We start from the raw sequence: 26,934 nt of genomic DNA on the forward strand, positions 1-26,934 counted from the left end.
GGTGCTTATTGGATGCTTTTCAGCAGTTCGGCCAGCACGCGCGGCCCGACCGGCTTGTAGACCAGGCGCATGCCGTGGCGGGCCGCCTCGTTGATCGGTTCGGGTGAGGTATCGCCGGTAATGAGCACGGCGGACACCTGGTAGCCCAGGTGGCGCTCCACCGCCTCGACGGCCTGGATGCCGGTGACGCCGCCGCCCAGCCTGTAGTCGGTCAGGACCAGCGCCAGGCCCTCTGCCGGGGCCGCGGTGGCCACAGCCTCTTGCAACGAAGCGGCCACCATGACCGGACGCCCCCAGGCCGCCAGCAGGCCTTGCATGAATTCGCGCACCGCGGGATCGTCGTCGATCACCAGCACGCCACCCCTGCGGAGACGGCCCGCGGCTTGCGCCGCGCCGCGTTGCGCAGGCACCGGGGCCGTCAACGGCGGCACAGCGTGAGGAATTTTCGACATAGCGCTCCAGGCCCTCTTGTCTTGTCTTCTTTTCTTTTCGCATTTGCGATGGCTGCCGCCGCCCACCGGCTTGTCAGGGATCCGCGGCATGCGCGGCTTTTTTCGCGCGCTGCCGGTTGACGGAATGTTAAGGCATCACGGCATGCTTGTCTGTCACCACTTTTAGCGACAAACCGGCTGCCCGGCCGCCCGCAAAATCGGCTGGTGGATGCGCGCGGGGGGCCTGCCCTGTGCGCGCCATCCGCCCATCTTTTTCCGCCCGCGCTTGCCGACACAAGGCTGGAGACCTATTTGCTTTTTCCTTTGAGGCGTCCACCCGGATGGCGAGGCCGCTGCGCGGCGCTGCTGCTGGCCGCGCTGTGGGCGCTGGCATGCGTGCAGCCGGTGCATGCCGACCAGCCGCTGCACCTCACCGCCGCTGAACTCTTCGCCGTGGACGGCCACGGCTTTTCCCCGCCGCCTTATGCGCTGGATACAAGCGCCCTGCCCGGCCCCTGGACACCGGTAGCGCTTCCGCACGCCCTGCCGCCCCAATTGGTGCCGCCCGGCGACGACGCGCTGGGCCTGCGCACCGTGGTGACCTGGTACCGTGTGCAGCTGCCGGCACTGGCGCCTTCGCCCGAGCCGCGCTACCTCTACGTCCCGCGCTGGAAAACCGACGGGCAGATCGCGGTCTACGGCGACGGCCGGCTGCTCTACCAGTCGCATGCCAACCGGCTGTGGAACGGCTCCAACCACCCGCTGTGGATCGCGCTGGACGAAACGGCCGATGCCGTGCCGCCGCATACCCTGGTGCTGCGCATCGAACGCCTGCGCGCCACGGGCGGCGCGATTTCCAGCCTGTGGCTGGGCAGCGAGGCCGGCATCGGCTGGCGCTACCGCGTGCGCGATGCGCTGCAGATACAGCTGCCGCTGATGACCAGCGCGGCCTTCCTGGCCGTGGGCCTGTTCGCGCTGTCGGTGTGGCTGCGGCAAAGGCGGGGATCCCCCTCCGACTCGCTCTACCTGCTGTTTTTCATCATCTCGGTGGTCTCCTGGATCCGCAGCCTGCACAACTACGTCGGGCAGCACCGGCTGCCGCTGTCCGACGACTGGTTCGGCTGGCTCACCGTCAATTCGGCGTTCTGGCTGGTCGCCTCGGCGCATTTCTTCCTGGTGCGGCTGCACCACCGCCGGCAACGCTGGCTGGACCTTGGCGTGCTGGGCCTGACGGCGGCCGTCGCTGCCCTCACGCTGCCGCTCTTCGACGCCTGGCCCGGCGCCACCGTGCTGGCGCCGCTGGTCTACCTTTTCGTACTCGCCATGGGCGTGGCCGCCTTCGGCTGCGGCCTGGCAAATGCCTGGCGCGCGGGCTCGCGCGACGGCCTGCTGCTGGCCGGCTGGAGCCTGCTGGGCATGGCGGCGGGCGTGTACGACTGGCTGCTGCAGAACAACCGCGTCAGCGTGGAAGGCAGCTTCCTGGGCGCTTACGCCGGCGTGGGCGCCTTCTTCATCTTCATGGCCATCATGTTTCACCGCTACACGCGCGCCATCGAGGAGGTGCGCAGCGTCAACGCCGGGCTGGAAGGCCGGCTGCAGGCGCGCGAGGCCGAGCTGGTGCAAAGCCATGCGCGCCTGCGCGAGGTCGAGCAGCGCCAGCTGCTGAGCCAGGAACGCCAGCGCCTGATGCAGGACATGCATGACGGCCTGGGCTCTTCGCTGGTCAGCGCGCTGCGCGTGGTCGAGGACGGGCGGCTCGAAGACGTGCAGGTGGCGGAAGTGCTCAAGAGCTGCATCGACGACCTCAAGCTGGCCATCGATTCCATGGAGCCGGTGGAGGCCGACCTGTTGCTGCTGCTGGCCACCCTGCGCTTTCGCCTGGGCAGCCGGCTGGAGAGCACCGGCATCACGCTGCGCTGGGAGATCAGCGACGTGCCCGCGCTGGACTGGCTGGACCCGCGCAACGCGCTGCACATCCTGCGCATCCTGCAGGAGGCTTTTGCGAACGTGCTCAAGCATGCCCGGGCCAGCGAAATACGCGTGACCACAACCGCCGGCGAGGGCTGGGTCAGCGTCGGCATCGCCGACAACGGCAAAGGCTTCGCGGTGGCGCAGGCGCTGCAAATGGGCGGCAGGGGCTTGTCCAACCAGCGGCGCCGCGCGCAGGCCATAGGCGGCGAAGTGCGCTGGGAGTCCTCGGCAGATGGCACGCGGCTGACCTTGCGCCTGCCGATGCACAGGCCGGCGGCCTAACAATCCTGCGGATCAAAGCCCACAGGCATGCGCACACCGCAGCCCTCGACGCGGGTGCGCCCGGCGTCGGGCGCATCGCCCGCGACGGGTCGTCTTTGCCGCGGACTGAGGAGGAATTCGCCCTGCCCGGCCTGTATGCCTTGCAAGGCCGCGCTGTACTGCGCCATCAGGTTCCCGCTCACAACTTCGCCACCCACAGGGCCCAAAGGCTGCGCCCCACCGGAAGGACTTGTGTCGGCGACAGGCAACGGGGTGCCCCCCACCCATACGCCGTTGACGCGCAGCGTGACCACACCCGTTCCGGCATTGACGGCCGAGCCCGCGCCGAAGTTGATGCCCGCCGCGCCGGCCTGGCGGTCGGCGGCCAGCGCCCCCGCATCGCCCGCGGACGCGGTGAAGGCGCCGTTGGCGGTGCTGATGACGCTGTTGAGGTTGATGTTGCGCCCGGCCTGCAGTGTCAGCGCGCCGCCTGACGTGCCCGCTACCGTGATGTTGGCGTTCACCGTGATGTCGTTGCTGGCCTGCAGCGTGACGGCCGTGCCGCCGGCCAGCGTGGCGCTGAGGGCGGACGGATTCATGCTGATGGTCTGGCCTGTTCCGTTGGCATAGCTGATGCCGCGGGGCGTGCCCAGCACTATCTGCCCGCGGTTGCCGCCGGCATTCGGGCTGGTGACCATGTAGTTGCCGTTGCCCAGCGCCGTCACGGCGCTGATGTCCAGGCCCGTGGTGCTGTCCACCGCCTTGAAGCCCACGCGGTCGTTGGCTGCGGTGCCCACCAGGCTGTTGAGGCTGTTGACCACGCCGCGGATGCCGGCCGTGCCGCTGCCCCAGGTCACGGCGCCGGCATCGGCGAGTGCGCCGTTGTCCCAGCGAGAGCTGCTGACCACATAGTCGCCGGTGGCCAGCGCCGTGACGCCGGTGGCGCCCACCTTGTCGTTCAGCTGGCTGCCGACCAGGCTGTTGGCGGCGCCGACGACACCGGTCGTGCCGTTGCTGCCGCTGCCCCAGGTGACGGCGCCGGCATCCACCACGCCGCCGTTGTCCCACTGGGAGCTTCGCACCACGTAGTTGCCGTTGGTGAGCGCCGTGACGCCGTCGGAGCCCAGAAAATCGCTGGCGCTGCTGCCCAGCAGGCTGTTGCCGGCGTTGATGGAGCCGACCAGGCCGGTGCTGCCGTTGCCCCAGGTCACGGCCCCCACATTGGCCAGGGCGCCGCTGTCCCACAGCGGGCTGCGCACCACATAGTTGCCATTGGCCAGCGCCGTGATGCCGTAGTTGCCGACGGCATCGCCCGCCTGCAAGCCGACAAAGCTGTTGGCGGCGCTGACCGGGCCGACCAGGCCGGTCGCGCCGTTGACCCAGGTCACCGCACCGGCATCCGCGAGGGCGCCGTTGTGCCAGTTGGGCGTGCTCACCACATAGTTTCCGTTATTCAAAATAGTGACGGCACCACTGTTGCCGGTACCCACGGCGTCACCTGCGGTAGTGCCGTAGAGGCTGTTGGCGGTGCTGATGGCGCCGGTGATGCCGGTGGCGCCGTTGGCCCAGACCACCGCGCCCGCATTGGAGATGGCGCCGTTGTCCCAGAGCCGGTTGCTCACCACATAGTTGCCGTTGGGCAGCGCCGTCACGATGCTGCCGATGTAGTCGCCGTCTTGCGTGCCATGCAGGCTGTTGGCGCTGGTGATGTTCCCGGTGAGGCCGGTGCCGCCGTTGCCCCAGATGGTGGCGCCGACCCTGAGGCCGCCGCTGGACCAGTTCGGGGCGTTCACCACGTAGTTGCCGTTGCTCAGCGCGATCGCGGCCACGGTGAGGTCGTTGTTCGAGGTGCCCACCAGGCTGTTGCCGCTGTTGATGAGCCCGGTGATGCCGGTGGCGCCGTTGGCCCAGGTGATGGCGCCGGCGTTGATCAGGCCGCCGCTGTCCCATCCGGTGCTGGACACCACGTAGTTGCCGTTGGCCAGCGCCGTGATGGTGCCGCCCACGTTGTCGCCAAGGGTGCTGCCCACCAGGCTGTTGGCGGCGGTGATGGCGCCGCTGACGCCGGTGGCACCATTGCCCCAGGTGGCCGAGCCGGCATCGGCGACGGCGCCGTTGTCCCAGTTGGGATTGCGCACCACGTAGTTGCCGTTGGCCAGCGGCGTCACGCCGAACAGGCCCACGTTGTCGTTGGTGCTGCTGCCCACCAGGCTGTTGGCGGCGCTCACGGCGCCGGCGGTGCCGGTGGTGCCGTTGCCCCAGGTCGCGGCGCCGGCGTTGACGACGGCGCCGTTGTCCCAGTTGCCGCTGCGCACCACATAGTTGCCGTTGGTCAGCGCGATCACATTGGAATTGCCCACGTTGTCGTTGGCGGTGGTGCCGTACAGGCTGTTGGCCGTGCTGACGACGCCATTGATGCCGGCCGCTGCGCTGCCCCAGGTCGCCGCGCCGGCCGCGGCCACGCCGCCGTTGCTCCAGAACTGGCTGCGCACCACATAGTTGCCGTTGGCCAGCGCCGTCACGGCGCCGTTGCCGACGCGGTCGTTGGCCTGGCTGCCCGTCATCGTGGAGATCAAGGCGCCCGTGGTGGTGTCGAACAGGTAGACCGCGCCGGCGCTGGCGGCCGCCAGGCTGTCGGTGCTGACCGTGATCACGGCCCTGCCGTTTTCGGTGAACACACCGTTTGTGGTGGTGCCCAGCAAGGTGGTGTTGGCGCCGAACTGGTTGCCGGCGGTGGCATGCGGGTCTACGAGCGCATAGGCGGCCGGGCCCGCGGTGTCGCTGATGACGATGTTGGCCGGGTCCAGCAGCAGCGTGCCGCCCACGCCCGCGTCGGCCCGGCCGCCGTAGTTCAGCAGGCCCCTGCCCGAGACCTCGATGCGGCCGGCGCCTGTGGCGCTGGCGATGCCGTAATAGTCGGTCTGCCCGTCCGACCACACCACGATCTCGCCGTTCGCGCCGTTGGCTTTCAGCGTGGTCGCGCCGTTGACGAAGGTGGCCTGCGCGTTCATGACACCGGCATCGCGGCCCTGGAAACCGCCGCCCACGCGTATCAGCCCGCCGTGTTCACTGCCCGAGGCGTCCAGTGCGGCCGCGGCCAGTGAAACCCGGTTGCCCAGCGTGGCTATCGTGCCGCCGCGCCGGCCGGTGGCGCTCAGCGTGCCCGAGCTGAACAAGCTCTCGTCGCCTTGCAGGGAAATCGTGCCGCCGTCGGTGGCGCCGTCGGCCCGCAGCGCGGCCGAAGCCGTCTGCACAATGGCCTGCGTGGTGCGGTAGGCGATGCCGCCGCCCTGCCCCGCCGTGCCGCTGGCGTTGGCCGTGCCGGCGTCGAGGATGGAACGGGCGTTCAGTTCGATGCGGCCGCCTTCGGTGCCGGACGCGTCCAGGCTTCCGGCCTGCACGATGAAGTCGCCTTCGAGCGCAATCCGCCCCGCGGCGTGGTTCAGTGTTCTGGCCTCGACGATGCCGGTGTTGTTGACGACTCCCGAGCTCAGTGAATCCAGCGCTTTGGCCGACAGCAACACCTGCCCGCCGTCGGCCCGGATCAGTTGCCTGTTTTCGACCAGGGCGTTCAGTGACCCTTCGTCAATGCTGTAGCCCAGCAGGCTGCCGTTGCCGAGGTTGAGCGTGACCTTGTTGCCGGCGGCCAGGAGCGCCGTTCCCAGCGATGCCGTCATCACGCCTTCGTTGCGCACCTCGGGCGCCAGCAGGGCGAGGTAGCCGCCAGGGGCTGCGTTCAAGCTGCCCTGGTTGACGACCGAGCCACCGGATCCCGTGAACTTGTAATTGCCGTCCATGAAGTCGGCATTGCTCATGCCGAGCGTCGAAGCCACCAGCCCACCCACATTGACCTGCGAGCCCGCGCCGAACAGCACGCCGTTGGGGTTGAGGATAAACACCTGGCCGTTGGCCATGAGGCTGCCCAGCAATTCACTCGGGCTGCTGCCGGTGATGCGGTTCAGCGCGATCGCCGAAGCGTTGGGCTGGTTGAAGACAAGGGCTTCGTTGGCGCGGGTGGAGAGTGAAGTCCAATCGATGGCCAGGCGCTGGCTGGCCTGGTGGACGGTGGTGGTACTGCCTGCCGTGGCGATGCTGCCCGCGCCCGCGCTCACGGAGGCGTTGGCGGCGTCGGCCGCGTGGGCCTGCGAACCCAGCAAGGCCAGCACCACCAGCGCGGCCCGCACCACACCGCCCTTGCAACGCCCCCTGGCGTTTTCGGCCACCGCGACCCACAGGCCGAGTGCGGCATTCCAGACCAATCGATAGACGCGGTTCATGCTGGCGTGGGACTTCATGGCGAACTTTCAGGGAGGTGGCGCGGGCGTGCGCTGCTACAAAGTGGTTAATGTCGCCATCCGCCGCCCCGCTGTCTGTCCCTTTTTTTGGGGACACGCCGCGTACTTTTGCAGTAGTTCGGCAGGCGTTTTTTGGCGGCTGCGCCCATGGCAACCGTGTCCCCAGATATGGGGACAAGCACCGCCCGCCGGTTGACGCACAATGGCGTATTTCCGGCCGCGCCTCCCGTCCCCGCAGGCGGGATGCCCCTGCATGCACAGCGCATGCGCCAACGCAGGAACCGACATGCAGTCCAGTTCAACCCCGTCCCTGATCCATGTGGCGCTGGTGGAGGACGACGTTCACTTCCAGAACGCCATCGTGACCGCCATCGCGGCTTCGCCCGACATACGCCTGATGAGCCTGGCCAGCACGCGCGCACAGGGCCTGCAATCGCTGGAAAGCGCGCCGGCCGACGTGCTGCTGGTCGACCTGGGCCTGCCCGACGGCTCCGGCATCGACGTGATACACGCGGCGCACACGCTATGGCCGACCTGCGCCGTGATGGTGTGCACCGCCTTCGGCGACGAGGCGCACGTGCTGCAGTCCATAGAGGCCGGCGCCTCGGGCTACCTGCTCAAGGACAGCGAGCCCGAGAACATGCTGCACGAGATCCGCAGCCTGCACGGCGGCGGCAGCCCCATCAGCCCGCTGATCGCGCGGCAGATTTTGATGCGCTTTCGCGCCGCGCCTGCCGCCATCGCCGCGGTGCCCACCGCCCCGGCCGCGACGCCTGCCCCGGCCGCCGGCGAACATGCCGTGCTGTCCGCCCGCGAGAAAGAAGTGCTGGAACTCATCACCAAGGGTTTCACCGCCGACGAAATCGCGCGGCTGATGCAGGTCTCGCAGCACACGGTGCAAACCTATGTGCGGCGCATCTACAGCAAGCTCAATGTGAACTCCAGGGCTGAAGCAATCTATGAAGCCAGGCACCAGGGCATTCTGGCGGCCTGAGGTGCCGGCGCGAATCGTTCGCCTGGCCGCACGCCTGGCCACGCGCCTGCTGCTGTGCGCTGGCCTGCTGGCGGCAGGCCACGGCGCATGGGGCGCCGACGCGCTTGTGCACTACACCAGCGCCGAAATGCTGCGCGAAGAAGGGGCCAGCTTCAAGCCACTCGCGGCAGTAGTGGACGAGAACGCCTTGCCGGGCAACTGGGCGAAGGTGGCCTTGCCGCTTGTCATTCCGAAATCCGCCGCAAAACCTGAAACCCCGGTTGCCGGCAAGCCCCCCGTCGTCACGACCTGGCTGCGCGTGCGGCTGGACGAATTGCAGGGCGTGCGCGCACCCACGCATTTCTACCTGCTCCGCTGGCTGGCGGCCGGCCAGATCGCGGTGTATGCCGATGGCCGGCTGCGCTATCGCTCCACGGGCAGCGCGGTGTGGAACCTGTTCAACCACCCGGCGCTGCTGCTGCCGCTGAACCTCACCGCCGACAGCCCGCCGCCCCGCGCCCTGCTGATACGCCTGGACAGCCTGCCCTCGCCCGAGGCCGCGATTTCGTCTTTCTACGCGGGCGACTCCAACAGCCTGATCGAGATGGCCGCCGGGCGGGACTGGCTGGCCTACCAGTTGCCCTTCATGAGCAGCGCGGCCTTCCTGGCAGTCGGAATTTTTTCGCTGGCGGTGTGGGTGGTTCGCCGCCACCCCGCCAGCCTGCTGCTCTTCGCGATTGCCGTCACGGGCGCGATACGGCGCTGGCATTTTCAGCTCGGCCCCGAAAAACTCATCGTCAGCGACGCCTGGTTCATCTGGCTCACCCTCAATGCCCTGATGTGGCAACTGCTGGCGTTGCACCACTTCATGCAGTTCCTGCACGGCCGGCACATGCGCCGGCTCAGCTGGCTGATGCTGGGCATTGCGGTGGTGTTTTCCTTCATCACGCTGCCCTTTGCCTCGCTCATGCCCAGCCTCCTGGTGGTCAGACCCTACGCCCACCTGCTGCTGATCGGCATGGGCACGGTGGTCACCGGTATCGGGCTCTGGCATTCATGGCGCAGCCCGTCGCCGGACGCGAAGATGCTGTCGTTCGCGCTGCTGGTCAGCTATGTCTTCGGCTTCTACGACTGGGCCCGGATCAAGTACGTGCTGGACCTGGAAAGCTACTACCTGACGCCTTACGCCGCCATGGTGCTGTTTGCGGTGTTCGTCGTGATCATGTTCCGGCAGTACGTGGGCGCCCTCGCCACCGTCGAGCAACTCAACAGCGGGCTCGAAGAAAGCCTCAAGAACCGTGAAACCGAACTCGCGGCCAGCTACCAGAGGCTGCGCGAGGTCGAGCAGCGCGAAACCCTGAGCCAGGAGCGCCAGCGCCTCACGCAGGACATGCACGACGGCCTGGGCTCTTCGCTGGTGAGCGCCCTGCGCGTGGTCGAAGGCGGCAGGCTCAGCGAGGCCGACGTCGCCGAAGTCCTCAAAGGCTGCATCGACGACCTCAAGCTGACCATCGATTCGCTGGAGCCCGTGGAGGCCGACCTGCTGCTGCTGCTCGCCACCCTGCGCTTTCGCCTGGGGCCGCGGCTGGCCGGTGCGGGCATATCGCTGCGCTGGGAGATTTCCGACGTGCCGCCGCTGGACTGGCTGGACCCGCGCAACGCGCTGCACATCCTGCGCATCCTGCAGGAAGCCTTCACCAACACCCTCAAGCACACCCGCGCCACGCAGATCCGGGTAATGACCGGCGCCGAAGACGGCCATGTCAGCGTGATCATCGCCGACAACGGCGGCGGCTTTGACATCGGCCAGGCCCTGGCCAAGGGCGGCAAGGGCCTGGCCAACCAGCAGCGCCGCGCGCAGGCCATAGGCGCGGAGATCCTGCTGCATTCTTCCAATGCCGGCACGACGCTGACGCTGAGGCTGCCGGAGAAGCGGCCGCAGGGTTGAGGGGAAGGCCTAGTGCCAGTTGGCCGCCAGCACCGGCGCGAGCGCCGTTTGCTGCGCCGATGTCAACGTCGTCTGGCCCATGGCCGGCGGCGTAAAGCCAGCCATGGCCTGCACCAGGGCTTCGACCTGGGTGTCGAGCAACACCTTGTTGTCGCTGGTCTTGATCTGCTCGACGTGGTAGGGGTTGCCCAGGTACCAGTTCTGCACAGTCATCTTGTCCGCCGTGCCGATGAGGCTGATCGCCAGGTCGTTGCCCGTGTGGCTGAACCACAGCTGGTTGGTGGCGATACCTGTGCCGAAAGACAGTACGTCGGTATTGCCGGCAGTGGCATCGTTTTCGGCGATGCGGTCCTGCCCCATGCCGCCATAGGCCGTATACGTGTCGCTGCCGGCGCCGCCCGTCAGGGTATTAACCAATCGTGATATCAGGTTGCCGGGTGCGGTTAAGGTGACAAGGCGTGTCCGACCTGTACCTTGCCGTCCTCAACGCCACCTGTTGGAAATGTTTTAACGGTTACGCTGTAATCTGCCATGTGTGATCTCCCTGAGGTTCAATGAATTTGAATGTGAGTTAGCGAGTCAAGTAGTCTTGGAGTCGCGCAATGCGGAAGACGGTTTTTCCCGTTCCGCGATCAACGACTAATAATGCATAGGGCTCTGGGTACTGCTGCTTGTCGGCTATATATGCGCCAAGACATTCGGGACGTTTTTCTAGTATTTCAGACCCGATCACGCTCGTAAAATAATTCTCAAGCAGCACAAACCGTGCGTCACTTCTTTCCAAAGGGTCGGGAACATAATTCCGTAGGTCGCCCTGCAACTCACGTTTTTTCTGTACCGATGGAATGAACATTCCCCCCACATCCTCTGTGTAGCAATTAAGTTTTGCCATTTGCGAAATTTCGGGATGAAATTGGATTGGTATCTTGTTATTCCAAAAAAACCGTTCAAAAAATACATAGCAGTACGTCAACAGAAAAATAGAAAATACAACGATCGTTGTTGTTCTTATTTGCTTTTGATGTTCGGCGCACCAGAGCCATTGATTTTTAGTGAGCATAAAGAGACTCCTTGTTTATTTGACTGACGAATGCGAAGTAGCGGCGCCGCAGACGTCAAACACTTTGAAGACGCGAGGCTGCCCTTTGACGGGCCGAGTCCAGAACGCCACCCGGCAGCCGTCGGCGGAGGTGCTGGCCTCGTCGTAGGCGCTCGGCACGCCAATACCGCCGCCTTTGTAGATCTGGGTGAAGTTGCCGTCGTCCGTGGCAAGCCAGAGGCCATTGAGGTGCTCTTTCTCGGGTGGTAGTTCCCGCCCCGGCGACATCAGCAGGCCGCGCCGCGTCAGATTGCCGCTGTCGGCAAGGCCGAACAGGTTGTTGTAGCCGGCCGGCACAGGAAGTTCGCTCAAGCTGCCATCGGCTTTGAGCAAGCGGAAGGTGTTTGGAGGGGTGAGAGGTCGGCAAGAGGATGAAAGAGTTCTGTCCCTCCTTCTCTGGTCCTCTGGAGTTTTGAACGGCGCAGCTTGAACAAGCCAGTTGTTATTTCGTTCATGGCCTTGCGGATTGAGCACTCGCTCCCGGCATTCTTCTTCGCTCATGAAAGGGAACTGCCGCCCGCTGTGAACCGTGCGATTGCGCCACACCAGCAGGTAGGCCTTCAACCAGGGCGCGTACTGAAGTTTCTCTCCGAGGAATTCATATGCGACGTTTAACTGGAACGACAATCCCGAAGGTTTGATGAGCATAGCTTTGCTGTATGGCAAGCGCTTGTCTCGATCACCAGAATCGATGTAGCCGTGTTCCTCTTTTAGTATCGAAAAGAAGTGGTTATGAATCACGCCAAGCCGCCACTTGCTGCACAAGGGATCATCCACGTTCGGGGCATTCTGCAAAGCTCCGCCAGGTGCACCACATTGGAATCCGACCTTGGGGTCATCACTGACGCTGGTAATGAGCAGCCCATCTCTGTATCGAATGATCTTGCCAACCACCACCATGTGCAGACTATGGGTCTTAATGTTCAGCGCGGCCACCGCAAACTGCCCAGGCTGTGCACCAATGGCCTCCGCCGTCTTGCCGCCCACGCCAAACAGCACCGTCTCGGCGTCGACCCAGGCGGTATCGATATTTCCGCCTTGAACAAAGGGATAGGTCGATATGACGACCGGGCCGCCCGGCACGGGCACGTTCTCCAAGCTCGGCTTCTCAGAAGTCGTTTGGGCCTGGACGAGCCCGGCCAGAAGGCTTAGGGTTAATAGTTGCCAAAGGCGTCGCACTACACCATTCATCAGAGTCGTGTCGGTCATGATTGGGTACCTTCTTGCGCGTCTTTATTTTTTCTTGCAATTGCTTCGATCAGGCACTGGCCGAGGACACTTTTCAGGCCCCACAGTGAGCGACCCATCGCTCTTATGCGCTTCATGGTCCCCGACCAACGCCAACTTGTTTTGGATATTTTTCAAGTAACGACCTCCGCTGCCCTGCATTTAGAAAATTCTTTGTTTGGGCCGCGCGGAGTTTATCGGCGAAACAAAGGCTTCGCCACACAAAAATGCAGCGTGAAAAATTACGTCAAACTACCCGACAAAGACTGTCCGCAGAAAGGCAAAGTTGGCGACGATGTCGTTGTATGTGTGCTTGGAAAATTTCGCGATTCAGGCCTGAAAATCGCCGATGTATCGAGTGCTCATAAACACTCAATGACGTGCCTTCGAGTCAGGCATTCATGCAAGCGGGTTGTAGCAACACTGCTGCATGTTGTTGCCTCCATTCGTGGCGTCCAATCGCGCGCTTTATTTCTTGAAGTTTGTTGTTCAACTTCGAGAAAGTTTCGCAAAACATCAAGCATGCTCAACGCGCGCTGACAGACCCGGACGGACGCGATTGTTGAAATGGAGGCCGTTGCACGAGCCGCTTCATAATGACCTCATGAAGTCTTTACAAAGCCATCGCTATTCCATGATCGACCGCAGGCCCCTGCTTACGCTGATCTGCTTGTTTGCCGTCGCCCTGCTCAGCGGCCCGGTCATTGCACAGACTGCCAAGCCCGCAGCACGCGCTTCCTCCGCTGCAGCCCCGGCCCAACACCCCCTCATCGGCACCTGGAGCTGGACCCTGCCCGGCAAGCAATGCAGCGAGACCTGGCAGTACCGTGCCGACGGCAGGCGCCTGGGCACCAGCGGTGAGGAAGTCACCCAGGGGGATTACCAGGTGCCGGCCCAGCCCACGGCGGCGGGCTTTTATGCGCTGACGGAAACCGTGACCAACAGCAACGGCAAGCGCGACTGCTCGGGCGACCTGCATGCGGATGGGGACGAAAGCGTGCTGCGTTTTATCCAGTTCAGCCCCAAGCGCGACCAGTTCATCGTCTGCAAGGGCGCTTCGCTGGAGGCCTGCTTCGGGCCGCTCAAGCGCATGCCCTAAAAGCCCCAGTTGACGCTGGCCACCAGGTCGCGGGTGGTCTTCATTTCGTAGTTGAGGGAGGTATCGCGCGAATAGCGCAGGCCGGCCTTCACGGTGGGCGACAGCCAGGTCGACACACCGAGAAAGACGCGCCGGTTTCGGGGCTCGTTGCCCTGGCGTACGCCGCCTATGGTTTGTTCGCCGCCGGTGTTGAACTGGTAGCCCACCTGGGTTTCCCAGCCGGGTGTGAATTTCCAGCGCAGGAAGGTGGTCAGCGCCGCGGCCGGGGCCTGCGTCATGCGGTAGCCCACGTAGTTGCCGTTGGTGCCGTAAAAGGTCACTTCCGGAATCAGCTCCGCGGCAACCGTGGGAGACAGGTAACGGACCCAGGCCAGTTGCAGGGTGCCCTTCCAGCGCCTGTCGCCGCTGTTCAGCGACTGGCTGTGGTCGTAATGGCCGGTGGGTGTCAGCAGGGTGCCCGACACCGCCAGCCACTGGCCGGTTTCCCTGTCATTGACGGGCCACACGGTATAGCCGATGCGCAGGTCCCCCACACCGCTGGTTTCATTGCCGAAGCCTGCGGGCAAAACACCCGCCGTTCTGTGCCCTTGCAGGTAGGGCAGGTGCACCGACCAGCTTGAGGTCATGTCGAAAAGCCGCCCGTACACACTGAAGGCGGCGACGACGGCCTGTCCTTCTACCCGCGCGCCGCCTATGCGGGTGCCGTTGACGTAATAGCCCTCGAGCGAGCGCCGGTAGTAGTACAGGCTGGCGATGCGCGTGCCCGGCGATGCCGCTTCAAAACTTCCCGGGTAGACCTCGCTCGCGGCCTGCGCCGGGGGCGGCAGGCAGAGGCAGAACAGCGCGGCGGCCCAGGCAAGCGCCCAGGCCGTGATCACTTCTTTTTCAGGGCTCTGCGGACGGGGGGATATGCAATTCATAGGGGGCAGAGCTTTCACGGGTTTCCTTGGCGCAAGGAGGCGTGACGCTCGCACGGCAGCGCCGGATCACCAAGATCCGCCCCTGCCAGCCCCTCCGTCACTCTTACGAGATGTCGCGTATTGTTACGGATTGCCCGCGAAAAGAATAATTTTTTATTGCACCCCCGCGGAACGGCAATGAAAGCGCCTGGCTCGTCTTACTCGACGAGAGACTGCAGAACGCCGGGCGCGAAGTGCTCACCGATGTAATCGGCCAGCCCGTCAAACACCGAATCCAGCGTGGGCACGGCAGCGCCGAACAGCGCCTTGAGCACGCGCGGATCCTCGAACATGCCGTGCAGGTACAGGCCCAGCACATTGCCCGCATGGTTCTGCCAGGCCAGGCCTTCGGGCATGACGGCATGGGCCAGGTCGCCGGCCGCCGCCATGGCCGAATGCGGTGCCGTCTGGCCGTGGTGGATTTCATAACCCTGCACCCCCACGCCCGACATGGCGGCCCAAAGCCCGCGCAGCGGCGCGAACGCGGCCTGCCGGTGCCGCACCGTTTTGGTTTCGTCGAACACGGTGACGACCGGCAGCAGGCCCAGGCCTGGCGCGTTGCCGTCTATGCCATGCGGGTCTATCAGCGCCTCGCCCAGCATCTGCAGGCCGCCGCAAATGCCCAGCACCGCGCCGCCGCGGCCCGCGTGCGCGGCCACGGCCTGGTCCAGCCCCTGCTGGCGCAGCCAGGCCAGGTCGCCGCTGGTGTGCTTGGAACCGGGCAGGATCACCCAATCTGCGCCCATCAGCTCCGCTGGGCTGCGCACCCATTTGAGGCGCACGCCGGGCACGTTCTTGAGCGGCTGGAATTCGTCGAGGTTGCTGATGCGCGGGTAGGCGATGACGGCGACGGTGGTGCTGACCGCGCCGGAGGCCACGCTGCGGTCGTCAAACACGCCGTCTTCCTCGGGCAGTCCGTGCTGCCACCACATGGGCAAGGTGGCCACCGTGGCGATGCCGGTCATGTCCTGCAGCATCTGCGGGCCGGGCGCCAGCAGTGTGGCGTCGCCGCGGAATTTGTTGAGCACAAAACCCTTGATGAGCCGGCGCTCGGCTTCGTCCAGCATGGCCCAGGTGCCGTAGAGGTGCGCGAAGGCGCCGCCGCGGTCAATGTCGGTCACCAGCAGGCAGGCCGCGTTGGCATGCTGCGCGGCGCGCATGTTGACGATGTCGCTGGCCTTGAGGTTGATCTCGGCGGGCGAGCCCGCACCTTCCATCACCACCACATCGTTGTCGGCGATCAGTTCATCAAGCGCCCGCGACACCACGGGCCAGACCGAGGCGCTGCGGCCGCGCCACTCCATGCGCGAGAGTTCGGCGTTCACCTGGCCCATCAACACGACCTGGCTTTGGGTGTCTTTTTCAGGCTTGAGCAGCAGCGGGTTCATGCGCACGTCGGGCACGGCATGGGCCGCGAGCGCCTGGAAATATTGCGCGCTGCCGATCTCGCCTTGAGGGAACCAATTTTCCGCCGGGCCGCCCCAAGGAAAATTAGCCCCCTCGGGGGGCAGCGACCCGCGCAGCGGCGGAGCGTGGGGGCCAACTACCCGGGCGTTGTTGCTCATGTTCTGCGCCTTGAAGGGCGCGACCTTGAGCCCTTGCCGCGCGTAGTAGCGGCACAGCGCGGTCGTCAGCCAGCTTTTGCCGGCACCGCTGGTGGTGCCCAGCACCATGACGCACTTGGCGGTCATGCTGGTTTATTTGCCGCGTTTTTTTGCGGCCGGGAGTTCGTCACCGGCCAGGGGCGGCGCATCCGGCACCAGCTTCAGGAATTTCTCAAAGTCTTCACGCTTGCCCAAAGCGGCCTCCTGGCGCAGATAGTCCAGCGTCTGGAACGAAGCCATTTTTTCAGCGGCTGCGCTGGCGATGAACTGATTCACGGAAATCCCGTCTTTGCGGGCCAAAAGCTTGATGCTCTCGTGAACCGAGTTGGGCAATCGAATGGTGAGTGCGGTCATGATCACTTCTCCAAAATCTTTGGTAATTTGAAAGTCTTTATACACGTAGGCCCTTCCGCCAAGCCGCAAGCAGGGCATCCTGCACGCCGGGCGGCAGCACGCCGAGGCGCACGTGGCCGGGCAGGCCGAACGAGGTGGTGTCGCGCAGCTTGATGCCCTGGGCGCGCAGTGCGGCCAGGGCCTGTTGCAAGCTCATGCCTTGGGGCAAGGCTGGGTGCGTGCAAAAGAAATTTGCTTCGCTGGGCAGGCAGCGCCAGCCCAGGGATTCGCACAAGGCGATCTGGCGGGCTTTCCAGTCACGCAAGGTCCTGAGGCTGGCGGCCAGCCAGTCCTGGGCTTCGCCGCCAACCCACGCCATCAGCATGGCTTCGCCGTGCGCGCCCACGGGCCAGGAGGGGCAGCGTTGTTCCAATGCAGCGGCCTCGTCCGCCTGGTCCACCGGCGCGATGGCATAAGCCGCGCGCACGCCGGTCAGGCCCAGTGCCTTGTTGGGAGTCCAGAGTTGCCAGGTGGTTTGCAACTGCTGCGGCGTGAGTGTGGGCGCGGCGCTGAGCCGCAGCGGCTCATAGGCGCGGTCCAGCACGACCAGGGTGTGCGCTTTCCGGCCGTCGACCAGCGCGTCCAATCCGACCTGTGCCGTGCCCAGCGGGCTGGAAGGCTCGCAGGCCCAGAGCAGTTGCGCATCGCCGGCCTGTCCCGCCACTATCAAGCCATGCGCCGCAGCGGCCTGCGCGTAATCGCCATAACTGTGCGGCGGCAGCCAGACGGCGCGCGCGCCCTGCCCGGCGGCCAGGGCCGTGATGCGGAAAATGAATTCGCTGGCGCTGGCGGCCAGCAGCACGCGCGCCTCGTTCACCTGGTGAAAAGCCGCGAGCCGCGCGCGCAAGGCCGTGTAGCCGGCATCGGGATAACGCGTGGCATCGGCCCGCTGCACGGCGGCCAGCGCCGCGGGGCACGGCCCGCAGGCGTTGCTGTTGGTGGAGAAGTCATGCAGCGGCACGCCCAGGCCGTCGGGCCCGCCGTGGATGCGTGAGGCGGCATGCGTGGAACTCACGCCAGCACCGCGATCGACAACATCGCCGCCCCTGCAAGCGACACCAGCGCGACCACCGCTTTGGAGGCCAGGCCCTGGGCCAGTGCGGTGTCCACCGCCTCGGGGGGCCGGCCTTCAGGGTTCAGCGTGTACACACCCGGTTTGCCCAGCGAAATACCGAGCGCCAGCGCCATGGCCGCCATGGGCCAGCCGCTGTTGGGCGAAGGGGTCTTGCGGGCTTCGTGCACCAATGCCTGAAGCGGCAAGCCCCGGGCCGCCAGCGCCAGCAGCAGCGCCGTCAGGCGCGCCGGCACCCATGACAGCAGGTCGTCCGCGCGCGCGGCCCATTTGCCGGCCCATTCCCAGTGCTGGCCGCGATAGGTGCCGCGGTAACCCCACATGGCATCGGCCGTGTTGGCAAAGCGGTAGATAGCGGCGCCCGGCAGGCCCAGCAGCACAAACCAGAAGATGGGCGCAACGACGGAGTCGTTGAGGTTTTCGGCGAGCGATTCGATGGCGCTTTCGCGCACCTGGCCGGCGCTGAGCTGCGCCGTGTCGCGGCTGACCAGCCAGGACAGGCGTTCGCGCCCGGCGTCCAGCGACTGGCCCAGCGCAAGCTCGACCGCGCCGACCTCATCCCGCAGCATGCGCCACGACAAAAAACACTTGAGCAGCCAGGCCATCAGCACCGCCAGCAGCGCGGTGTCTATGGCCGCCCCCCAGGCAGGATTCGCGACGTAACCGGCCAGTTGCCAGAACACCAGCGCCTGCACACCCCAGGCCGCCGCGCCCACCAGCAGCGCACCCACCCACCAGGCGAGCGTGCCGAGCAAAAATGCCATGAGAGGCGCGCAGCGCACGGTCACGCTGCCGCAAGCCTTGAGGTAGTGGCCCATCCAGACCACGGGGTGTATGGGTGCGGGCGGCTCGCCCATAAAACGGTCTATCCACAGCGCCAGCCCCAAGGCCAGCGCCATGCAGCCTGCCGCATAAGGCAGGCCGGGCGAAAGGTAAAAGCTGGTCCAGGTCATGGGCAACGACAGGACGGGCTCAAGCCGCGACGGGCTCGATCTGGCTGGGCATGTCGCACAGGCTGCGGATCAGCATGATGCTCATGTCGGAAAAATCACGGTCCACGCATTCGCCCAGTTCGCCGCGCCATTCGGCTTCGTCGCCGGTCAGGTTTTCCCAGACCTCCACGGGGTGGGCCGCGGTCACGCCCTGAGCCAGCAGGTAAGCCGCGATGTGGCGGGGCATGAAAGAGCGCGCCGCATCCCAGGGGCAGGGAATGACGATGGCGTTGCGCCGGTCTTTCAGCACGTTCACCAGGTGGCGCTTGAAGGGCTCGAGGTCGCCGCGGCGGTGAAAGGTGATGAAGGTGGTTTCGTCAAAACACACCCTGGCGCGCGAGGCCAGGATTTGCGCCGAAGAAATCCCCGGCACGGCCTCCACCCGGTGGCCGCAGGCGCGCTCGACGCGCTCCAGGTACTGGAAGCCGCTGAAATGGATGTCGCCCATGAACACCACGACGCAGCGCCTGCCGGCGTGGTGGGCAGCAGCCACCTGCGCGAGTTTGTCGGTCTGGTCGCGGTAGTTCATGCGCACCACTTCGGCGCCGGCCGGAATGAGGGAATGCACCACCTTCACCACGGCATCGAAGCCGGCCACCACCTCGGCCTGTTGAATCAATTCCGCGCTGCGTTGCGGCAAATAACCGAGGTCGCCCGGCCCGGCGCCAATGCAAACAATCATGAACTCTCTCCAGAAGAAGCTTGTTGGCCCCACAGGTTTTCAAACACCATGTCGGCCAGCGGCGCGCGGCGCGCCCATTTTTCGGCCTGCAGCATGGGCTGCTCGTAAAAGGCCTGCACCGGCCCCAGGCACAGCACGGCCACCGGCTTGCTGCCTTCGGGCATTTGCAGCAGCCCAGCGAGTTGTTGCGGGTCAAAAATCGACACCCAGCCCATGCCCAGCCCTTCGGCGCGGGCCGCGAGCCAGAGGTTCTGGATGGCGCAGGCGGCCGAGGCCAGGTCCATCTCAGGCAAGGTGCGGCGGCCGAACACATGTTGCTCGCGCCCCGGTGGGAGCGCCACCACCAGCACCTCGGCGGCGTCGAGCACACCCTGCACCTTGAGTTTCATGAACGCGTCTTCGCGCTCGCCCAAGGCTTGGGCCGTCAGCACGCGTTCCTGCTCAATCAGCGCATGAATGCCCTCGCGCAAGGGCCGGCTACGCACGCGGATAAAACGCCAGGGCTGCATGAAGCCGACGCTGGGCGCATGGTGCGCGGCCGACAGCAGGCGCTGCAGCAGTTCGTCGGCCACCGCGCCGCCGCTGAAGTGGCGCATGTCGCGCCGCTCATGGATGGCGCGGTACACCGCCTGCCGTTCGGCGGCGCTGAAGGCGTGGCCAGGCACGGCCAGATCGGCCGTGTGCGCCCCGGAAGCGGCGGAGCCCGCCTCAGCGCTCACTGCGGCGCTTGCACGGCGCCGACGGCCGGCGCGGCGCCGCGCTGCAGCACCGCGAGCAAGGCCGGGCGCACCCAGCGCTGGAAGGCCAAACCGCCCACCAGGCCCAGGCTCACCCAGAACGACAGGGACACCCAGGTGGTGGCCCAGATGAACTGCGTGCCCAGCTGCTCGAGCGCGGCATGGGCTTCAGGCCCGAAGCCGGCCAGGGCGTCGCCCTGCAGCTTGGGCGCGCCCACCACAAAGGGCAGCGCCAGCAAGGCCGCCACCACCAGCCAGCGCCAGGAGGCGCGCGCAAAACCGGCCACGGCACAGGCGCCGGCCGCGCTGGCCACCGCCAGCACCCACCAGAGCTGGCGGGCCTGCAGCGGCGCGGCTTCCATGCCGGGCACTTCCGCGTGCAGGCCCAGCGAGGGCCAGAAGTGAAAGCTCAGCCAGCCGGCCGCCGCCACCAGGCCGGCCAGGCGCAGCGAGGCCACCGCGCTACCGCGCCGGTAGAGCCACACGCCCATGACCGCGAACAGCAGCAGCGCCATGCTGAAGGCGTGCAGCATGTTGGCCACCCAGGTCCAGCCTGTGCGTTCGGCGCCGTTTGCGGGTTCCCATTCTTTGGCGGTGCCGTGTTCGTGCGGGGCCGTGCCTTCGGCATGCGCGTGGGCTGCCGGAGCCGCAACAGGCGCGGCGGGCGCGGGCGCCTCGGCCTTTTGTTCCTCATACACCTCGGCCGCCAGGATCAGCGGCGCGGCCTGCCAGCGCTGCACGCCGGTTTGCACGCTGCCCACCACCACCGCGGTGGCCAGGGCCGCCCAGATCAATCGTTGAAAAATCATGACTATCTCCCGAAAAAAAGTCGGCTCAATGGCAGGGTTTGACGGTGATGTGGCGCACGTCGTGCGCGGCGTTGTGCGCCAGCGGGCTCTCGGCGAAGGCCACGCCGTACAGGACGACAAAGCCCAGGGCGGCGGCGCCCAGCAGCGGGCGCAGCACGGCCAGGCCGGGGTTGAGGGTCTCAGAGGGGCTGTGGGTCAGCGTTGTCGGTTCAGTCATGGCATCTCCTTGGGTTGGTGGTGAAAAAAACAAACGTCAAACAAACGTAATGGATTCGGCCCGTCATGTCGAGCCCGGGCCGACGGGGGGTAGCCGCGCGAGGATGCCGCCGCGCAGGCGCTCGGGCCGCGTATTGCGGGCCAGGTTGCCGTCGGCGCTGTGCTTGTGCAGCTGCGCGCAGGCCAGCACCTGGGCCGCGGTCTCGGCATCGGGAAGCAGGTCTCCAAAGTAATAGCTGAATTTGCCCTGCGCCTGCAGCGTCACGGTGCAGGCGCGGGAGCAGCCGCTCATGCAGGCCAGGCCGCGCAGCTGCAGGCCTTTGTGCTGCCCGGTGTCGAGCTCGCAGACCAGCAGCGCCTCCTGCACGGCTTCGAACAGGGCCAGGCCGTGGGCAGGCAGCTCGCGCGATGCGCCGGGCGGGCGGCAGGTGGTGCAGACAATGATTTCGGTATCGTGCATGGGTAGGAATTCGTTTTGCGTTTTGCGATGAATTGAGAAGTCAGGCCGGTGCCAGGCAGTGTTCCGCGCCCCAGCGCGCGGCCCAGGCGGCACAGCGGCCCAGGCTTTTGTGCGGGTCGTCAAAGTCCACGATCACGAGGTGCTGCGCCGCCAGCGGCGCCTGGGGCTGCTCCAGCGTGCGGCCGTCCGTCAGCAGCCACAGCCAGCACTCGGCGGGACCGCTCTTGCGCAGGGTGCGCTGCAGCAGCCGTTCGGCCTGGACCAGCGCCTCGGCCAGAGGCGTGCCGCCGCCACCGCCCACGGGGCGCAGGCGCAGGCTGCCGGCGGCGCGTGCGCGGCCCGGCGGCAGCAACAACTCGACGCCCTGCCCGCCGAAGCGAAGCAGTGCCACATCGTCACCCTGGCGCGCGGCCTGCCCGATCATGAAAGCGGCATGGCCTTTGGCCAGCGCCAGGCGGCCGCCCCGGCGCATGGAGCCCGAGGTGTCGAGCACGATGCAATGCAGCCGGGCGCCGCGCGGCGCCATGGGCTGGCGGCGCAAATGCTCGCGCCGCAGCGGCGCGGGCCCCTTGGCCACCACGGTGGGCAGCCAGGCTATGGCGGCGCCGCGCTGCCGCGCGTGCGGCGCCGCGGAGCGGGTGGAAGGGGTTGGGGGCGGAGGCCACCGCCAGCTGCCAGGCCCGTTACGCGGGAGGCGGCTAGGGTGGCCTAGGCTTTTTTTGGCGGCCACCCCGCGATGCGCTGGACCTTGGTCATGCCTTCGGGCTGGGCCGGCAACGCGCCCCAGTCACCTTGCGGCGTGGATGCTGCGGACGGTTCATCTTGAGGGCGCTCCGGGCTGTGTTGGGGCTGCTGCCGTTCCGGGCGTTCTCCGGTATTGGCCGGTGCTTGCGCGGCGCTGCCCTCGGGCCGTCGATGCGCCAGCGCCAGTTCGGCCACCGCGTCCACGTCGGCCACGCTCACTTCGCCGCGCCCTTCGAGCGCCGCCAGCGCGCGCGCGGCACGCAGCATCACCAGGTCGGCGCGCATGCCGTCCACACCGGCGGCGATCGCGCAGGCCGCCGCGTGGTGCAAAACGTCGTCGGACCAGGCCAGGCCCGGTAGCGCGGCGCGGGCCGCCAGCAGCGCGTCGCTGAGCGCGCGCTGTTCTTCCGCGTGTTGCTTGCCGAGTGCGGCCGGGTTTTCATCAAAGCCCAGGCGCGCGCGCAGGATGGCGGTGCGCTGCGCGGCATCCTCAGGATTGGTCAGCGCCACCGACAGGCCGAAGCGGTCCAGCAGTTGCGGGCGCAGTTCGCCCTCCTCCGGGTTCATGGTGCCCACCAGCACAAAGCGCGCGGCGTGCTGCTCCGAGATGCCGTCGCGCTCCACGGTGTTGACGCCGCTGGCGGCCGCGTCCAGCAAGGCATCGACCAGCGCATCGGGCAGCAGGTTGACCTCGTCCACATACAGCACGCCCTTGTGGGCGCGCGCCAGCAGGCCGGGCGCCAGGCGCACCTTGCCGTCGCGCAGCACGTCTTCCACGTCCAGCGTGCCCACCAGCTGCTCCAGGCTGGCGGCCAGCGGCAAGGTGACAAAAGGCGCGCCCGGCAGCAGCGCGGCCAGCGCGCGGGCCGCGGTGGACTTGGCCGTGCCGCGCGGGCCGCTGATCAGCACGCCGCCTATGCCGGGGTCTACGGCCGCCAGCTGCAGCGCGCGCTTGAGCTGCGGCTGGCCCACCAGCGCGGTGAAGGGAAAGGCCGCGCGCGTGGCGGGCTCAATGGCCTCAGCGGAAATGTCCAGTTCAGGGTTGTTCATGCCAGGGGTCCTTCTCCGTGTTCTTCAAGCCGGCGCTCCAGCGCCAGCAAATGTTCTTCAATGCGCGCGCGGTGCTCGCCCGGCGCCTCCCACAGGCCGCGCCGCATGGCTTCGAGCAGGCGCTCGCCGATGCTGCGCAGGGCGCCGGGGTTGTGCCGCTGCAAAAACGCGCGGTTGGTGTCGTCGTGCAGGTAGGCCTCGGCCACCAGCGCGTACTGGTGGTCGCCCACCACGCCGGTGGTGGCGTCAAAGGCGAACAGGTAGTCCACCGTGGCGGCCATCTCGAACGCGCCCTTGTAGCCGTGGCGGCGCACGCCCTCCAGCCACTTGGGGTTGACGGCGCGCGAACGCACGACGCGCGCCACTTCCTCGCCCAGCGTGCGTATGCGCGGCGCGCCGGGCACGCTGAAGTCGCCGTGGTAGAGCGCGGCGGGCGCGCCCGCCAGTTGTTCCACCGCCACCGCCATGCCGCCCTGGAACTGGTAGTAGTCGTCCGAATCGAGCACGTCGTGCTCGCGGTTGTCCTGGTTGTGCAGCACGGCGTCCAGGCCGGCCAGGCGCTGCTCGAAACTGCCGCGCGCGGCCGCGCCATGCTGGCCCTGGCCGTAGGCAAAGGCGCCGGCGCGCAGATAGGCCTGGGCCAGGTCGGCGCCGTCGTTCCAGCGGCCGCTGGCCATGAGTTCCTGCAGCCCGGCGCCGTAGCCGCCGGGGCGCGGGCCGAACACGCGCCAGCTGGCCTCGCGCTCGGCGGCCTCGGCGCTGAGCCCCCGAGCCTGCGCCTCTTGCGCTTCGCGCCGCACGCGGGCGCGGATGGGGTTCACATCGTCGGGTTCGTCCTCTTCGCTGATCGCGGCGACGGCGCGCACCGCGGTGTCGAAGAGATCGATCACATTGGGAAAGGCGTCGCGGAAGAAGCCCGACACGCGCAGGGTCACGTCCACGCGCGGCCGGTTCCTGATGGCCATGGGCAGCACTTCGATGTCCACCACGCGGCTGCTGCCGTCGGCCCATTTGGGCCGCACGCCCAGCAGCGCGAAGGCCTGGGCGATGTCCTCGCCGCCGGTGCGCATGGTGCTGGTGCCCCAGACCGACAGGCCCAGGCAGCGCAGCATCTCGCCGTGGTCCTGCAGGTGGCGCTCGACCACGCGTTCGGCGGCGGCGGCGCCCATGGCGTAGGCGGTCTGCGTGGGCACGGCGCGGGTGTCCACCGAATAAAAGTTGCGCCCCGTGGGCAGCACGTCGGGCCGGCCGCGCGAGGGCGCGCCGCTGGGGCCGGCCGGCACGAAGCGGCCCGCCAGGCCGCGCAGGCACTGGGCGATTTCCTGCGGACCGCAGGCGTCCAGGCGCGGGCGCAGCACCTGGCGCATGCGTTGCAGCACCGGGGCGGTGTGGGGCCAGGCGGCCGCATCCCAGGGTTGGCCGGCGATGACATGGTCCGCGACAAGTTGCCGGGCCAGCAATTCCAGCCGCTCACGCGTGTGGCCGGCATGGCGCCAGGCTTCGCTGCTCAATTGCTGCAACACCGCCGGGTACGGGCCGGTCCAGGGAGCCGCCCATTCCGGGCTGAGCGGATTGAAACCATCCACACCGTCCAGCTTCAAATCCTGCGCCAGTGCCACCAGCAGGCTGCGCTGCCCGGCTGCCGAGCCGCCGGGGAAACGCGCCAGCGCCACCAGCGTGTCGATCTGCTGGCGGCCCTGCGGCGAGCTGCCCAGGATATGCAGGCCGTCGCGGATCTGCGATTCCTTGATCTCGCAGAGGTAGGCATCCAGCCGCTGCAGCAGCGCCTGGCGCGCGGCCTCGTCCGCGGGTTTGGCAAAACCCAGTTCGGCGTGCAGGCCTTCACTGAGCACGCGCGCCAGGATGTCCACGCGCAGGCGCTGCGCACGCCGGGGGTCCAGCGACAGGGCCTCGTAGTACTCGTCCATCTGCCGCTCCAGCTTTTGCAGCGGGCCGTAGGTTTCGGCGCGGGTCAGCGCCGGCATCAGGTGGTCGATGATGACCGCCTGGGTGCGGCGCTTGGCCTGGCTGCCCTCGCCGGGGTCGTTGACGATGAAGGGGTAGAGGTGCGGCAAGGGGCCGAGGATGGCGTCGGGCCAGCAGGCCGCGCCCAGCGCCACGCTTTTGCCGGGCAGCCATTCGAGGTTGCCGTGCTTGCCCACGTGCACCACCGCGTCCACCGCAAAGCTGCGGCGCAGCCAGAAGTAAAACGCCAGGTAGTTGTGCGTGGGCACCAGGTCGGCATCGTGGTAGGTGGCGACCAAATCAAGGTCGCGCCCGCGCGCGGGCTGTATGCCGACAAACACGTTGCCCAGGCGCAGGCCCGACACCATGAAGCGGCCGCCGCGCACCATGGGGTCCAATTCGGGCGCACCCCACAGGGCGTTGACGGCATCGCGGCCGGCGGCGTCGAGTTGATTGAAGTCCCGCAGGTAATCGGCCATGGCCAGGCTCTGGCCGGCGGGGCGCATGTCGTTGCCGTCGAGCTTGTTGGTGACACCCGCGACCAGCGCGGCGATCAGCGCGTCACCGCCCGCAGGCAGATCGCCGGTGGCGTAGCCCGCCTCCCGCATGGCGCGCAGCAAGGCCACGGTGGAGGCCGGTGTGTCCAGCCCCACGCCGTTGGCCAGGCGCGCGTCGTCGTTGGGGTAGTTGGCCAGCACCAGCGCGACGCGCTTTTCGGCGTTGGGCTTTTCGCGCAGCACACACCAGCGGCGCGCCAGTCCGGCCACAAACGCCATGCGTTCGGGCTCGGGCTGGTAACGCACCACGTCCACCTGGGTGCGCTCGCAGCGCCAGGCCAGGCCCTTGAAGCTGATGGCGCGCGTGCCGATGCGGCCGTCCACCTCGGGCAGCACCACCTGCATGGCGAGGTCGCGCGGCGCCAGGCCGTGCGGGTCGTCCTGCCACTGCTCCTGCGAGCAGCCGGCGGTGATGAGTTGCAGCACCGGCGCATCGCCGGCCAGCGGCTCCATGCGCGTGCCTTCCACGCTGTCGGCGTCGTCGCCGTCGAGCGCGGTGATGGCGAAGCTGGTGGCGTTCAGCACCACGCCCACCTGGTGCTCCGCCGCCAGCGAGCGCAGCAGCGCCAGGCTGGCCGGGTTCTTCAGGGAATCCACCGCTACCGCGACCGCATTCATGCCGGCGCCGTGCAGCGCCGCCAGCATGGCGTCAAACACCGCGGTGTTGCCGGCCTGCAGATGGGCGCGGTAAAACACCAGCAGCGCCGCGGGCATGCCGTCCTGCCATGCGGGGGTCTCCAGCGGCTGGTAGACCATGGCGGGCGGCAGCACTTCAGGCGGCGCGGGGCGCGCGCCCAGGCCAAAGACGGCGTGGCCTATCAATTCAAAAAATGTGCGCGCGTTATCGCGGCCGCCTTCACGCAGGCAGCGCCAGAGCTGCCGGCAGTCTTCGTGCGGGGCGGTGCTGCGCATCAGCAACTGCAGGTCTTCAGCCGCGTCGCCCGAGAACAGCGCCAGCCACTGGCCGCGTTCGCGGGCCAGTTCGCGCACGCGCTCCACGACATAAGCCCAATCGCTGGCAGCCCCGAGGTGGTCTATCACCACCACGCGCGCATGCCGCAGCACATCGTCCACATACATGTCGGCCGACGCGGGCTGGCGCAGCCACATCAGATTGGCCAGGCGCACCGTGGGGAAACCGGCACCCAGTTGCCCGGCCGCATCGGCCAGCAGGGACAGCGTGGTGTCGGCCGCGCTGAGCACCACGATGTCGCCCGGCGTCTGCTCCACGCGCACCACACCCTGGCCGCCGTCTTCAACGTGGCCGCCGGGGCGGGTGGAGAGCAGATGCATTTTTTACTTCACCAGGTCAACAGAAACAGTCTGAGCACGCCAAACCGCACCTGGCGCAGGCCGACGGGGCACTCTGCGCAGCGGCATAAAGGAGGAG

The 26,934-nt window shown here is 67.1% G+C and carries 23 protein-coding genes; 5 read left to right on the forward strand and 18 right to left on the reverse strand.

What is annotated here, in order from left to right; all coding sequences use genetic code 11:
- Nucleotides 1-5: 5 nt before the first annotated feature.
- Nucleotides 6-452, reverse strand: coding sequence for a response regulator (locus ACLV74_RS02415; RefSeq protein WP_411877765.1), 447 nt, complete (start codon nucleotides 450-452; stop codon nucleotides 6-8).
- Between the two features lie 303 nt (nucleotides 453-755).
- Between ACLV74_RS02415 and ACLV74_RS02420 the strand changes: the two genes are divergently transcribed.
- Nucleotides 756-2,684, forward strand: a complete 1,929-nt coding sequence (locus tag ACLV74_RS02420; RefSeq protein ID WP_411877766.1) for an ATP-binding protein — start codon at nucleotides 756-758, stop codon at nucleotides 2,682-2,684.
- Here the strand turns inward: ACLV74_RS02420 and ACLV74_RS02425 are convergent.
- A complete protein-coding gene (locus ACLV74_RS02425; protein WP_411877767.1) occupies nucleotides 2,681-6,958 on the reverse strand; it encodes a filamentous hemagglutinin N-terminal domain-containing protein in 4,278 nt (1,425 codons plus the stop codon). The genes ACLV74_RS02420 and ACLV74_RS02425 overlap by 4 nt on opposite strands.
- A gap of 286 nt (nucleotides 6,959-7,244) precedes the next feature.
- Here ACLV74_RS02425 and ACLV74_RS02430 point away from each other — a divergent pair, with 286 nt between their 5' ends.
- Complete coding sequence (locus ACLV74_RS02430; RefSeq protein ID WP_411877768.1) at nucleotides 7,245-7,952, forward strand: LuxR C-terminal-related transcriptional regulator; 708 nt, start codon at nucleotides 7,245-7,247, stop codon at nucleotides 7,950-7,952.
- Nucleotides 7,918-9,879 carry an ATP-binding protein gene (locus ACLV74_RS02435; protein WP_411877769.1) on the forward strand — a complete coding sequence of 654 codons (1,962 nt, stop codon included), beginning with the start codon at nucleotides 7,918-7,920 and terminating at the stop codon, nucleotides 9,877-9,879. The genes ACLV74_RS02430 and ACLV74_RS02435 overlap by 35 nt, the downstream gene beginning before the upstream one ends.
- A gap of 9 nt (nucleotides 9,880-9,888) precedes the next feature.
- On the opposite strand, the gene ACLV74_RS02440 is transcribed toward ACLV74_RS02435, so the two are convergent.
- The 3 genes from ACLV74_RS02440 to ACLV74_RS02450 form a co-directional block, all read right to left on the reverse strand.
- Nucleotides 9,889-10,296, reverse strand: a complete 408-nt coding sequence (locus ACLV74_RS02440; protein WP_411877770.1) for a calcium-binding protein — start codon at nucleotides 10,294-10,296, stop codon at nucleotides 9,889-9,891.
- Between the two features lie 154 nt (nucleotides 10,297-10,450).
- Entirely contained in the window at nucleotides 10,451-10,939 is a 489-nt protein-coding gene (locus ACLV74_RS02445; RefSeq protein WP_411877771.1) for a hypothetical protein, read from the reverse strand.
- Nucleotides 10,940-10,954: 15 nt separating this feature from the next.
- Nucleotides 10,955-12,187: a hypothetical protein gene (locus ACLV74_RS02450; protein ID WP_411877772.1), complete on the reverse strand. Its 1,233-nt coding sequence runs from the start codon at nucleotides 12,185-12,187 to the stop codon at nucleotides 10,955-10,957.
- 105 nt (nucleotides 12,188-12,292) lie between these two features.
- Between ACLV74_RS02450 and ACLV74_RS02455 the strand changes: the two genes are divergently transcribed.
- Both ACLV74_RS02455 and ACLV74_RS02460 read left to right on the forward strand, forming a co-directional pair.
- Entirely contained in the window at nucleotides 12,293-12,745 is a 453-nt protein-coding gene (locus ACLV74_RS02455; protein WP_411877773.1) for a hypothetical protein, read from the forward strand.
- 64 nt (nucleotides 12,746-12,809) lie between these two features.
- Nucleotides 12,810-13,304 (forward strand): hypothetical protein, encoded by a 495-nt coding sequence (locus tag ACLV74_RS02460; RefSeq protein ID WP_411877774.1) that lies wholly within the window; start codon nucleotides 12,810-12,812, stop codon nucleotides 13,302-13,304.
- On the opposite strand, the gene ACLV74_RS02465 is transcribed toward ACLV74_RS02460, so the two are convergent.
- The 13 genes from ACLV74_RS02465 to cobN form a co-directional block, all read right to left on the reverse strand.
- Complete coding sequence (locus ACLV74_RS02465; RefSeq protein ID WP_411877775.1) at nucleotides 13,301-14,182, reverse strand: transporter; 882 nt, start codon at nucleotides 14,180-14,182, stop codon at nucleotides 13,301-13,303. The two genes, ACLV74_RS02460 and ACLV74_RS02465, sit on opposite strands and share 4 nt — an antisense overlap.
- 239 nt (nucleotides 14,183-14,421) lie before the next feature.
- Complete coding sequence (locus ACLV74_RS02470; protein ID WP_411877776.1) at nucleotides 14,422-15,954, reverse strand: cobyric acid synthase; 1,533 nt, start codon at nucleotides 15,952-15,954, stop codon at nucleotides 14,422-14,424.
- A 6-nt stretch (nucleotides 15,955-15,960) separates the two neighbouring features.
- A complete protein-coding gene (locus tag ACLV74_RS02475; RefSeq protein WP_411877777.1) occupies nucleotides 15,961-16,221 on the reverse strand; it encodes a toxin-antitoxin system HicB family antitoxin in 261 nt (86 codons plus the stop codon).
- Nucleotides 16,222-16,258: 37 nt separating this feature from the next.
- Entirely contained in the window at nucleotides 16,259-17,275 is a 1,017-nt protein-coding gene (locus ACLV74_RS02480) for an aminotransferase class I/II-fold pyridoxal phosphate-dependent enzyme (protein WP_411877778.1), read from the reverse strand.
- The gene (gene cbiB / locus ACLV74_RS02485; RefSeq protein WP_411877779.1) at nucleotides 17,272-18,285 is read right to left on the reverse strand and encodes an adenosylcobinamide-phosphate synthase CbiB; all 1,014 of its coding nucleotides are present in this window, start codon (nucleotides 18,283-18,285) and stop codon (nucleotides 17,272-17,274) included. The genes ACLV74_RS02480 and cbiB overlap by 4 nt, the downstream gene beginning before the upstream one ends.
- Nucleotides 18,286-18,304: 19 nt before the next feature.
- Nucleotides 18,305-19,006: a cobalt-precorrin-7 (C(5))-methyltransferase gene (locus ACLV74_RS02490; RefSeq protein ID WP_411877780.1), complete on the reverse strand. Its 702-nt coding sequence runs from the start codon at nucleotides 19,004-19,006 to the stop codon at nucleotides 18,305-18,307.
- On the reverse strand, nucleotides 19,003-19,671 hold the full coding sequence (gene bluB / locus ACLV74_RS02495) for a 5,6-dimethylbenzimidazole synthase (protein WP_411877795.1): 669 nt from the start codon (nucleotides 19,669-19,671) through the stop codon (nucleotides 19,003-19,005). Before bluB ends, ACLV74_RS02490 begins: the two co-directional genes overlap by 4 nt.
- Before the next feature lie 50 nt (nucleotides 19,672-19,721).
- The gene (locus ACLV74_RS02500; protein WP_411877781.1) at nucleotides 19,722-20,552 is read right to left on the reverse strand and encodes a CbtA family protein; all 831 of its coding nucleotides are present in this window, start codon (nucleotides 20,550-20,552) and stop codon (nucleotides 19,722-19,724) included.
- 25 nt (nucleotides 20,553-20,577) lie between these two features.
- The gene (locus ACLV74_RS02505; RefSeq protein ID WP_411877782.1) at nucleotides 20,578-20,769 is read right to left on the reverse strand and encodes a CbtB domain-containing protein; all 192 of its coding nucleotides are present in this window, start codon (nucleotides 20,767-20,769) and stop codon (nucleotides 20,578-20,580) included.
- Between the two features lie 63 nt (nucleotides 20,770-20,832).
- On the reverse strand, nucleotides 20,833-21,228 hold the full coding sequence (locus tag ACLV74_RS02510; RefSeq protein WP_411877783.1) for a DUF1636 family protein: 396 nt from the start codon (nucleotides 21,226-21,228) through the stop codon (nucleotides 20,833-20,835).
- 40 nt (nucleotides 21,229-21,268) lie between these two features.
- Complete coding sequence (locus ACLV74_RS02515) at nucleotides 21,269-21,805, reverse strand: vWA domain-containing protein (RefSeq protein WP_411877784.1); 537 nt, start codon at nucleotides 21,803-21,805, stop codon at nucleotides 21,269-21,271.
- Nucleotides 21,806-21,936: 131 nt separating this feature from the next.
- Nucleotides 21,937-23,022 (reverse strand): ATP-binding protein, encoded by a 1,086-nt coding sequence (locus tag ACLV74_RS02520; protein WP_411877785.1) that lies wholly within the window; start codon nucleotides 23,020-23,022, stop codon nucleotides 21,937-21,939.
- On the reverse strand, nucleotides 23,019-26,837 hold the full coding sequence (gene cobN / locus ACLV74_RS02525) for a cobaltochelatase subunit CobN (RefSeq protein ID WP_411877786.1): 3,819 nt from the start codon (nucleotides 26,835-26,837) through the stop codon (nucleotides 23,019-23,021). Before cobN ends, ACLV74_RS02520 begins: the two co-directional genes overlap by 4 nt.
- Nucleotides 26,838-26,934: the final 97 nt, after the last annotated feature.

The organism is Polaromonas sp. YR568 (assembly GCF_943369415.1).
GTDB lineage: Bacteria > Pseudomonadota > Gammaproteobacteria > Burkholderiales > Burkholderiaceae_C > Polaromonas.